Origin of the sequence: Enterobacter cloacae complex sp. S1 (assembly GCF_014930525.1) — a bacterium.
GTDB classification, from domain to species: Bacteria; Pseudomonadota; Gammaproteobacteria; order Enterobacterales; family Enterobacteriaceae; genus Enterobacter; species Enterobacter hormaechei_C.
Genome location: NZ_JADBRE010000011.1, coordinates 12,720 through 23,373, shown reverse-complemented (window position 1 = coordinate 23,373; position 10,654 = coordinate 12,720). Strand labels below are relative to the sequence as shown.

Here is a 10,654-nt window from a genome sequence, read left to right as displayed (position 1 = left end):
TTCGGGTCGGCTTTTTTATGGCTGTTGCAGGGGCTTTCTCATTCCGGTGACCTCCGGCATTATCTTCCGCATCAGCTCCAGAAAACGCCGCAAGCGCGCCGGATAATAACGAGACCAGGGGTAAACCAGATGTACCGGTAACGCTGCCGGCTGCCACTCTGGCAGTAGATGCACCAGTCGTCCTTCCTGAATATCATCCTGTACTGTCCAGCTGGAGACCACCGCCACGCCCAGCCCGGTGAGTGCCGTATTGCGCGCCACATACAGGCTGTCGGTACTCAGGCGTGGCGTAATGGTAACCCGCGCCGGGGCAGATGATGCATCGTGGAAAAGCTCCACATGACGTTGATAAAAAGAGCTGATGGCAATCCAGGGAAGCTGCTGCAAATCTTCCGGCGTTTTAACAGCGGGATAACGGGCCAGTAATTCCGGTGAAGCCACCACCGAGCGCGGCACTTCAGCGAGCAGCACGGACACGGTCGCCGGATCGACTTCCACACCCACCCGAATAGCACAGTCAAGGTTGTCGCCGAGGAAATCAACCGAGCGATCGTTGAGCATCCACTCTACAGAAAGCTGGGGATAGCGCTGTAAAAATTCGGTTAACGGTTTCAGAAGCTGATCCTGGCCAAACGCGTGCGGGGCGCGCACCCTCAGCACCCCAACCGGTTCATCTTCCGTCTGCCCTACCTCGTCTTCCAGCGCCAGCCAGCTGTCAATCACCCGTCGGGCATGCTGATAGCAGCGTTCGCCGTCATCGGTCAGCCGGGTCGTATGGGTTGTGCGCAGCATCAGGCGTACTCCCAGCATGGTCTCAAGCGACTGCAACCGTCGGCTCACCGTGGCCTGGGTTGTTGCCAGCTGACGTGCCGCCGCAGAAAGAGACCCCGCCTCCACAATGCGAACAAACGTTCGCATCAGTTCTACCCGATCTATACGCTCAGACCTTTTCATACCATTTTTACCCATACGCCGCACGTATAAGCGTTTTACCACCGCGCCCGCTACCGTCGCAAGGCGTACTGATAAAAAATAGCCGCACACGACGAATGAGGAACATCTTATGAACACAACCACCACCCGGGCCGTAAGCCGCTGGGTAATCTTAATGCTGGCACTCGGTGCGGGCTTTAGCGTGGCATCCATCTATTATGCCCAGCCTCTTCTGCCGCTGATGGGCTCAGACCTGCATCTGAGCATCGAAGGCATGGGCATGGTCCCGACGCTCACCCAGGCGGGTTATGCCCTGGGCATCCTGTTTCTGCTCCCGCTCGGCGATCGTCATGACCGCAGAACGCTGATCCTGATAAAAAGTGCGGCTCTGGCGCTGTTCCTGCTGGGTTGTAGCCTGACCGGACAACTGCACTCCCTGCTGCTCACCAGCCTGCTGATTGGCATGGCCGCCACCATGGCGCAGGATATTGTCCCGGCCGCAGCGATCCTCGCGCCGGAAGGTAAACAGGGAAAAACGGTCGGCACGGTGATGACCGGCCTGCTGCTGGGGATTTTGCTCTCCAGAACCGTCAGCGGCGTGGTCGGTGAAGCCTTTGGCTGGCGGGTGATGTATCAGCTGGCTGCTGCAAGCATTGCCTTTGTCGGCGCGGTGATGTGGGCCGTACTCCCACGTTTTGCTATTCACTCCACGCTGAGCTATCCCGCGCTGATGCGTTCCATGGAGCACCTGTGGCGTCGTTACCCGGCGCTGCGTCGGGCCGCGCTGGCCCAGGGTTTTCTGTCGATTGCCTTTAGCGCATTCTGGTCAACGCTGGCGGTCATGCTGCTGGAACGGTATCACCTTGGCAGTGCCATAGCGGGTGGATTTGGTATTGCCGGAGCCGCTGGCGCGCTGGCCGCACCGCTGGCGGGTGGTCTTGCCGATAAGCTGGGCGCCGGTAAAGTCACCCAACTGGGTGCCGCGCTGGTGACCCTCTCGTTTGCCCTGATGTTCCTGATGCCGGCACTGGGTGTACACGGTCAGTTGATCCTGATTGCCCTCTCCGCGGTCGGTTTCGATCTCGGCTTGCAGTCCAGCCTCGTGGCCCACCAGAACCTGGTCTATAGCCTTGAGCCGCAGGCCCGCGGACGCCTGAACGCCCTGCTGTTTACCGTCATTTTCATCGGAATGGCGCTGGGTTCGGCAGTAGGCAGCAATATCTATACGCTGGCGGGCTGGTCTGGCGTGGTGGCTCTGGCAACCCTGTGTGGCGCCATTGCGCTGGCTATCAGAGTGGTTGAAAGCGCCAGGGTGCTGTCCGCACAGGCTGAAAGTGTGTAAAAAAAATGCCCAACCCGGACGGGTTGGGCAGTCAAAACATGCCCAGTTTCAAGACATGTCAAACAGGTCAGAGTCTTATTTGTTCATCTGGAACAAAGACATACCCTGCATATCGCTAAAGGCTTTATACGAGGCCTGCAACGCCGCCTGCTGCATGGTGTAGGACGAAATCACCGAGTTCCAGTCCACGTCAACCAGGTTACTCATCTGCTGGGTCTGACCCAGCGCGCGGTCTTCACCCAGAGCGTCCAGCTTGCCCAGCTCATCCAGCTTGATGCCGAGGTCGGCGCGCACGGTCAGCACGTTGTTGAGGGAGTTGCTCAGGCCACGGTTGGCTTTATCAATAGCCGCCGTAAACGCCTCGGCTTTCGTTTCATCCTCCCCAATTGGCTTATTCAGCGCTTCAATTGCGGCGTCGAGGATCTTGAACAAATTCGTTTCCGGCGCACTACCATCTGGCTCTGGCTTCGCATTGCTGGTGAAGCTATCAAAAACTTCAGTGCCCGTATGGCTAATTTGCATCGTGCGCGCGGAGTCAACCTGCTGGCTGATTGGCGTTCCGCCGCCCTTATAATCACCCGTAGCCTGGTCGAAAGCCGCCGCTTCGGTCTTGTAACCGGAAAAAATATAGCGACCGTTACCGTCCGTGCTGTTAGCCAGGTTCATGAGCTGATCGCGAATACCTTGCAGGTTTGTGGCCAGCGAAGCGCGGTCATCGTCACTTAACGTACCGTTGCCCGCATTGACAATCTTTTCCTGAGCAGCCTGGATGGCGGTTGTCACTTGCGATAACACGTTCTCTTCCAGCGAGACTTTCGTCGTAGCGAAAGAACGTGCCAGCGCATACTGGCTGTTTTGCGTTTGGGCCTGAGAGAGCACAACGGCCTGCGAGGCGGCAATCGGATCGTCAGACGGACGGTTGATGCGCTTCCCCGTAGACATCTGCTCGCCGTAGCTGAGCCAGAGACTTTGGGAGTTCGTCACGCCGCGCATGCTTTGCTCATACATCATTTGAGTACTAATACGCATTTTTTATGCCTCAGCCTTAGCGGATATTGATCAATGCATCAAACAGCGTGCTCGCCGTTTGCAGCACCTGCGCATTCGCCAGATAGTACTGCTGATAGCGTTGCAGGTTGCCATACTCTTCATCCAGGTTAACCCCGGAGATTGACTGCTGTTGTTTGGTCAGCTGCGTCACCACGTTAACTTTGGTTTCGCTGCTGGTTTTCAGCGACGCCGTGGTGCTGCCCACCGTACTGACCAGCGCGGCATAAGCATCGTTAAAGGTTTTGTTCCCTCCCACCAATTTGGCGCTCTGTAAATCCAGCAGCTTCTGGCCATTGGTATTGTCGCTTTCGCCGCTTCCTTTCGCGGAGGCCATCGCCAGTTTGGATTCGTCGCTGATCGCTACGTCCATATTCACAATGACGTCATTCACCGGTTTGACGATGAAACTGTCTTTATTATCGGCTGAGCCGCTAATCTTAACGTTGAGACCATCAAACGACAGATTACCGCTGGCGTCAGGCTTGGCCGTGAAGCTGGTGTTGTCCGACAGACGCGTGATTGTCCAGTCAGTACCGTTGTACTCAACTTTATAGTTTGTCGCCTGAACCTTTGTACTGTCCGTCATCGTGGCCGTAACGGACGCGCTTCCGGTGTTTTTACCGTTACTCAGCACTGCCGGAGAGCCAAAATCAAACAGCTTGCCGCCTGCATCCCCGTTGGCATCAAAGCCAGCCTGGTGCTGGGTATTCATGGCATCCGCAAACGCCAGCGCCATCTGGTTAAGGGTGTTTCGCGCCTGATCCAGATCCTGAGAACGGAACGTTAACAGCCCCCCAAGCGACCCCGTGGTGATCTGTTTTTCTGAGATCTCCACGTTGCCCGCAGCGGCATCCACATACGCAATTGTTGTACGCGCTGGGTCCGCACTGGATTTCACCGCCGCCAGCTGGCTGGCGTTGCTGCCCTGTACCAGGGTGTAACCGTTGGCGATAGAGATGTTGTAGGTGCCGCTGTCCTGTACGGTGACGTCCACACCGACAATCTTGTTCAGTTCACTCACCAGCTGATCGCGCTGATCGAGCAGTTCATTCGGGGATGCGCCCGCACCGACGCCAGTCAGCCGGGAGATCTGATCGTTAAGATTGGCAATCTGTTTCGCGTAGTTATTGATCTGATCGACGCTGGTAGAAATCGCCGTATTGACCTGCGCATCCTGATCGCGGAGATATTGATCGTTGGTTTTAAATTGGTTTACCAGACCATCCGCCTTCCCGAGTACCGTCTGGCGAGCAGCCGGATCTTCTGCGTTACTCACCAGCGTTTGCAGGCTTTTAAAGAAATCCTGGAGGTTGGCAGAAAGCGAGTTCGTGGTATCAGAAAGCACGTCGTCAATTTTTGACATCTGCTGGTAGCGCGTGGTCAGCCCACTGCTCTGGTTCTGCGCCGCGCGCAGCTGGTTGGTGATAAACGCATCATATTCACGCTGAACACCGGAGACATAGACCCCGTTACCCACCCAGCCACCGCCGGTCAGGGTGCTGTTTGATGCCCCCAGAATGGTGGTCTGGCGGGTATAACCTGCCACGTTGTAGCTTGAAATATTATTACTAACGGTATTGAGTGCCGACTGCGCAGCACTGAGGCCACTCATGGCGCTGTTAATCAAACTGGACATGGGGGTTCCTTTTATACGTTCAGACACGAGTCCTGATGAAGGTTATCGGCAACCTCCACCTGGACTTGAGAACTTTCAGAACAGATTTTCGAGATCTGTGCTATACGCTTTGCTGACCTTCTCAGACATAGATTTCAGCTGCTGGATCATGCTGGTCAGCTTGCGCGCATAGTTTGGATCGGTCGCGTAGCCAGCATTCTGCAATGCCTGAGCGCCCTGCTCTGGCGTGGCGGCCTGGGTCACGGCGGTGTAGCGCGGATTCCGGCTCAGCAGCCCGACATAATCCGACAACGCTTCCAGATACGAGCTGTAGACGCGGAATTTGGCTTTCACCTTCACTGCCGCACCGTTCTCATATTCGGTGGTGGTGATCTCGGTGGTCGGCCCCTTCCAGCTGGAGGTGGCCTTCACGCCAAAGATGTTGAAGCTCGGCTCACCGTTCTCCCTGCGGATTTGACGTTGCCCCCAGCCCGACTCCAGCGCCGCCTGCGCCAGAATCAGATGGTGCGGCACGCCGCTCTCTTCACTGGCAAGACGCGCCGGCAGGGAGAGCTGCGCCAGGAAGTCTTTGCTGTCGCCGGAGAGCGGCTCGTCACGCGTTTCTGCCGGCTTCGGCATCGCCTTACGCACCATCTGCGTCAGCGCCTGATTTTGATAACTGGTCACCTTTTCCAGATCAAACTTCAGCGGCACCTGCGGCGGGGCCTCTTCAGGCGGGAGCCCCTGAGCGGCTGCGGTCTGCTTCACAATCATGTCCGCCAGGCCGAGCCCCTTTCCGGCGGTCATTTGCTGGGCAATCTGCTGATCGTACATGCTGGTGTAAAGCCGCGTGGAATCGCTGCTGAACATGCCATCTTTCGGCAGAGTTTCACGCATGCTTTTCAACATCATTTGTACGAACATGCCTTCCACCTGACGGGCAACCGGGCGGATATTCGCCGCCGGATCCTTGCCCGCTTTGGTTTTCAGCTCGTTGAGCGACTGGGCATCCCAGGCGGCACTGGTCAACAGTTTGCTATCGGTCAGCATTTAGATGATTTCCAGTCTGGCGCGCAGGCAGCCTGCACTTTGCATGGATTGCAGAATGGACATCAGATCCATTGGCGTTGCACCCAGCGCATTCAGAGCACGCACCACGCTGTTCAGGTTGGCGCTGGAGCGCACGCTCTGCAACGAACCGCCGCTCTGTCGCAAATCAATCTGCGTTTGCGGGGTCACTACCGTCTGACCGCCACCAAACGGGGTATCCGGCTGGCTGACGTTGGCCGAGCGGTTAACCGTGACGGAGAGATTGCCCTGCGCCACGGCGCAGCTGTCCAGCGTCACTTCGCGGTTCATCACCACCGAGCCGGTACGGGAGTTGATAATGACTTTCGCATCCTGCACCGGCACGTTCACTTCCATATTCTGGATATCGGCCAGCAACCGCACCTGGTTGCTGCTGCCGGTTGACGTGCGGATCTGTACGGTACGGGCATCCAGCGCGGTGGCGCTGCCGTAGCCCCGGCTGCGGTTGATGGTGTCAGCGATCTGCTGCGCCATCGTAAAGTCTTCGTTATTCAGTTGCAGGTTAATAGTGTTGCCGGTGCCGAACTGGGTCGGCAGCTCACGTTCGATGATCGCGCCGTTGGTAATACGTCCCCCGTTCAGCTGGTTCACCTGCACGCTGCTGCCGCCCGCCGACGCGCCTGCTCCGCCAACCAGAATGTTGCCCTGCGCCAGAGCATACACCTGGCTGTCGACGCCTTTCAGCGGCGTCATCAGCAACGTACCGCCGCGCAGGCTTTTGGCGTTACCCATCGACGAGACAACCACGTCGATGGTCTGCCCCTGACGCGCAAAGGCCGGATAAGACGCGGTCACCATCACGGCCGCCACGTTTTTCAGCTGCATGTTGGTCCCGGCCGGTACGGTAATACCGAGCTGCGAGAGCATGTTGTTCAGGCTCTGGGTGGTGAACGGCGTCTGGGTCGTCTGGTCACCCGTCCCATCCAGCCCCACCACCAGGCCATAGCCAATCAGGGAGTTTTCGCGCACGCCCTGCACGCTGGTGAGATCGCGTATGCGATCGGCCTGCACAACGGTAGCGACCAGCGACAGCGCCACGGCGAAGAGAAATTTATACATAGGTCACCTCGCTTACATCGGCGATAAGTTAAGGAAGAAGCGTTGCAGCCAGCCCATATTTTGCGCTTCGTTGATGTAGCCGTTGCCGACGTACTCAATGCGCGCATCCGCCACCTGGGTGGACGGTACGGTGTTGGTGCCGCTGATGGTGCGAGGGTTAACCACACCGGAGAAGCGAATGAATTCCGTACCCTGGTTAATGGCGATCTGTTTTTCGCCCACCACGTGCAGGTTGCCGTTCACCAGAACCTGGTCAACCGTAACCGTCAGCGTTCCGCTGAAGGTGTTGCTGGCGTTCGCACCACCTTTACCGTTAAAGGTGTTGCCGCCGGAGGCTTCCACATCCGCACGGGCGTTGCCGAACAGCCCTTGCAGATAGCGCGGCACGGTGTCGAAGCCAAAATTGGTTTTGCCGTCGCGGCTGGCGTTCGCCGACGAGCTCTTACTCGCACTGACGTTTTCCTGCAACACAATGGTCAGCGTATCGCCAACGTTACGCGGACGACGGTCTTCAAACAGCGGCTGATAACCGTAGTTAATCGGCTGCGCGGTCTGGAAAATAGAGCCGTTCACCACCGGCGCGGGGCCGGGAACGGGTTGGGCGGTAGTCGCACCCTGTACCAATGGTTTAGACGGGATCCAGGCACACCCGCTGAGGGTGACGGCCAGAACAGTCAGGATCGGATAACGAAACGCCGCGTTTTTTTGCATTGCCTTCATCTTCGAAAACAGGGAGCCGGTGCGACGTTTACCGCACCGGGCTACACCTTAGAGTTGCGTCAGTTTTTGCAGCATCTGGTCGGTCGTCGACACTGCTTTACTGTTAATTTCATAGGCGCGCTGGACCTGGATCATATTCACCAGCTCTTCCGCCACGTTAACGTTCGAGGTTTCCACATACCCCTGATACAGCAGCCCCGCCCCGTTCAGGCCCGGGGTACTTTCATTTGGCGTGCCGGAAGACTGCGTTTCGGTGTAGAGGTTCTCGCCGATGCTTTCCAGTCCGGTATCGTTCATGAAGGTGGTCAGGTTGAGCTGTCCAACCTGGACCGGCGCGGCCTGACCCTGCTGAGTGACGCTGACGATGCCGTCACGACCAATGGTGATACTCAGCGCGTTCGCCGGGATGGTGATCGCAGGCTGAACCTGGAAACCGCCCGCCGTCACCAGCTGGCCGTTCTGATCCACCTGGAACGAACCATCGCGGGTATAGGCGGAGGTCCCGTCAGGCAGCTGCACCTGGAAGAAACCCTGACCTTTAATGGCAACGTCTTTACTGTTGTTGGTCTGGGACAGGTTGCCCTGGCTGTGCAGACGCTCGGTGGCGACCGGGCGCACGCCGGTACCAATTTGCAGACCGGACGGCAGCGTGGTTTGCTCAGAAGACTGCGCCCCTGGCTGACGAATCGTTTGATAAAGCAAATCTTCGAAAACCGCACGCTGGCGCTTGAAACCATTGGTGCTGACGTTTGCCAGGTTGTTGGCAATCACATCCATATTGGTTTGCTGTGCGTCCAGACCGGTTTTCGCGATCCATAAGGAACTGATCATAGGGAGTCCTGTTAACTCATAGCCAGAAGTTGGTTAGCCTTGCCTGCGTTTTCATCGACGTTGCTGATGATTTTCATCTGCATTTCGAAGCGGCGGGCGCTGGCGATCATGTCGGTCATGGCTTCCACCGGTTTGACGTTACTGCCTTCCAGCACGCCGGACATCACGCGGATGGTCGGGTCGGCCTGTAACGTGGCGCCACGCGTGGCCTGCGCCGCCTGGGTCAGACGGAACATCCCGTCATCGCCACGCTGCACTTCGTTGCCTTCGGCTTTCACCAGCTTCAGACGACCGACAGGCGCAACGGTGTTCGCCGGGTCACCCGGGTTTAACGCCGAGATCGTCCCGTCTGCCGCAATGGTCAGCTCTGACCCTTCCGGCACCGTCAACGGACCGGCTTCGCCCATCACCGGATGCCCCTGAATCGTCAGCTGCCCGGTGGCGCTCACCTGGATATTACCGTTGCGGGTATACCCTTCCCCGCCGTCAGCCGTTTGCACCGCCAGCCAGCCGTCCTGCTGAAGGGCAACGTCCAGCGGACGCGCGGTGTAATCCATCTGACCTGGCGTCATGTCGGCACCCGGCGTGGAGGCGGTGACCAGCGTACGCGTGGGCAATGACAGCCCTTCTACCGGCACCGCACGCAGCGCGTTGAGCTGCGCACGAAAACCTGGCGTGGAAGCGTTCGCAAGGTTGCTGGCGGTAACAGCCTGCTGGTTGAGCGTCTGGCTTGCTGCGCCCATCGCTGTATATATTGCGTGATCCATTGCGCTTTCCCGTCAGCTGCTTAACGCAGGTTAACCAGCGTGTTGAGGATCTGATCCTGGGTTTTGATGGTCTGCGCGTTGGACTGGTAGTTACGTTGCGCGACGATCATGTTCACCAGCTCTTTACTCAGATCGACGTTGGAGGCTTCCAGCGCACCGTTAGTCAGCGTGCCGAAGTTACCGGAACCCGCGGTTCCCAGCAGGGCAACACCGGAAGACTGCGTGGCAGACCAGACGTTATCCCCTTCGGATTTCAGGCCTTCGTTGTTAGCAAAGTTTGCCAGCACGATCTGGCCCAGCACCTGGGTCTGTTCGTTCGAATAGTTACCGACAACGGTACCGTCATCGTTGATCTGGTAGCTCACCAGATCGCCCGGCTTATAGCCGTTCTGGCTCGTCGCCACGATGTTGTTCGCACCGGTGTTTTGCTGCATGGAGTTGGCGAAACTCATGTCAAACGTGGCTGGCGTCGCGCCCGGAACGGTGCCCGTTGTGATCTTGATATCATCGCCACCCGTCAGCACACCACTCTCGTTAAAGGTCAGCGTGGTTGCCAGTTTCGCTGCATCTCCCGCTACGCTGCCGTCCTGCGAATACACTTTCCAGGAGTTAGCTGGCGTCTCGTTTTTGACATAAAACAGGTTCATGTTGTGCGCATTACCCTGACTGTCAAACACCGTCACGGTGCCTTTCTTGTTGTAAGAGTCAGGGTTGGACGGATCGAAGGCGACGGTTGGCGCGGTATCGGTGGAGTTCAGGTTGATCTGCTGAGAGGCCGTGGTGGTGGACTTCGCCGCCATCAGCGTCGTTGGGATGGAGATCGCCTGCGGATTCGCACCGGTTTGCACCGTAGGCGGCGTGCCGGCAACCGGATAACCGGTTAACTGAAGCCCCTGCATGTTCACCAGGTTACGGTTTTCATCCAGCTTGAACTGGCCGTTGCGGCTGTAGAACACGGAACCGTTGGCATCCACCATACGGAAGAAACCGTTCTGGCTGATGGCGACGTCCAGACCGCGACCGGTGTTGGTGGTCGTCCCGTCGGTGAAGTCCTGGGTGATACCCGCAACCTTCACGCCCAGGCCCACTTTAGAGCCTGCAAACATATCTGCAAAAGACGCAGAACCGGATTTAAAACCATAGGTCGCGGAGTTGGCGATGTTGTTGCCAATGACGTCCAGGTTGGTGGCCGCAGCATTCAGGCCGCTGACCGCTTGAGAAAAGGCCATGACTTACTCCTGATAAGTA

At 57.7% G+C, this 10,654-nt stretch carries 10 protein-coding genes; 1 reads left to right on the top strand and 9 read right to left on the bottom strand.

Going from position 1 to position 10,654, the window contains the following annotated elements:
• Positions 1-15: 15 nt before the first annotated feature.
• Positions 16-969 (bottom strand): LysR family transcriptional regulator, encoded by a 954-nt coding sequence (locus IM290_RS09510; protein WP_026080723.1) that lies wholly within the window; start codon positions 967-969, stop codon positions 16-18.
• 94 nt (positions 970-1,063) lie between these two features.
• Between IM290_RS09510 and IM290_RS09505 the strand changes: the two genes are divergently transcribed.
• On the top strand, positions 1,064-2,275 hold the full coding sequence (locus IM290_RS09505) for an MFS transporter (protein ID WP_193041529.1): 1,212 nt from the start codon (positions 1,064-1,066) through the stop codon (positions 2,273-2,275).
• Positions 2,276-2,350: 75 nt separating this feature from the next.
• On the opposite strand, the gene flgL is transcribed toward IM290_RS09505, so the two are convergent.
• The 8 genes from flgL to flgE all read right to left on the bottom strand — a co-directional run bounded on the left by flgL (position 2,351) and on the right by flgE (position 10,635).
• Positions 2,351-3,304: a flagellar hook-associated protein FlgL gene (gene flgL, locus IM290_RS09500; RefSeq protein WP_032670130.1), complete on the bottom strand. Its 954-nt coding sequence runs from the start codon at positions 3,302-3,304 to the stop codon at positions 2,351-2,353.
• A gap of 16 nt (positions 3,305-3,320) precedes the next feature.
• Entirely contained in the window at positions 3,321-4,961 is a 1,641-nt protein-coding gene (gene flgK / locus IM290_RS09495) for a flagellar hook-associated protein FlgK (RefSeq protein ID WP_032670131.1), read from the bottom strand.
• A 75-nt stretch (positions 4,962-5,036) separates the two neighbouring features.
• Positions 5,037-5,990, bottom strand: coding sequence for a flagellar assembly peptidoglycan hydrolase FlgJ (flgJ, locus tag IM290_RS09490; RefSeq protein WP_017384732.1), 954 nt, complete (start codon positions 5,988-5,990; stop codon positions 5,037-5,039).
• Entirely contained in the window at positions 5,991-7,088 is a 1,098-nt protein-coding gene (locus IM290_RS09485; RefSeq protein ID WP_193041528.1) for a flagellar basal body P-ring protein FlgI, read from the bottom strand.
• A 12-nt stretch (positions 7,089-7,100) separates the two neighbouring features.
• Positions 7,101-7,799 carry a flagellar basal body L-ring protein FlgH gene (gene flgH / locus IM290_RS09480; protein ID WP_003857987.1) on the bottom strand — a complete coding sequence of 233 codons (699 nt, stop codon included), beginning with the start codon at positions 7,797-7,799 and terminating at the stop codon, positions 7,101-7,103.
• Positions 7,800-7,856: 57 nt separating this feature from the next.
• Entirely contained in the window at positions 7,857-8,639 is a 783-nt protein-coding gene (gene flgG / locus IM290_RS09475; RefSeq protein ID WP_000625853.1) for a flagellar basal-body rod protein FlgG, read from the bottom strand.
• Positions 8,640-8,650: 11 nt separating this feature from the next.
• Entirely contained in the window at positions 8,651-9,406 is a 756-nt protein-coding gene (locus IM290_RS09470; RefSeq protein ID WP_193041527.1) for a flagellar basal body rod protein FlgF, read from the bottom strand.
• A gap of 20 nt (positions 9,407-9,426) precedes the next feature.
• Positions 9,427-10,635: a flagellar hook protein FlgE gene (gene flgE / locus IM290_RS09465; protein ID WP_015570832.1), complete on the bottom strand. Its 1,209-nt coding sequence runs from the start codon at positions 10,633-10,635 to the stop codon at positions 9,427-9,429.
• Positions 10,636-10,654 lie beyond the last annotated feature (19 nt).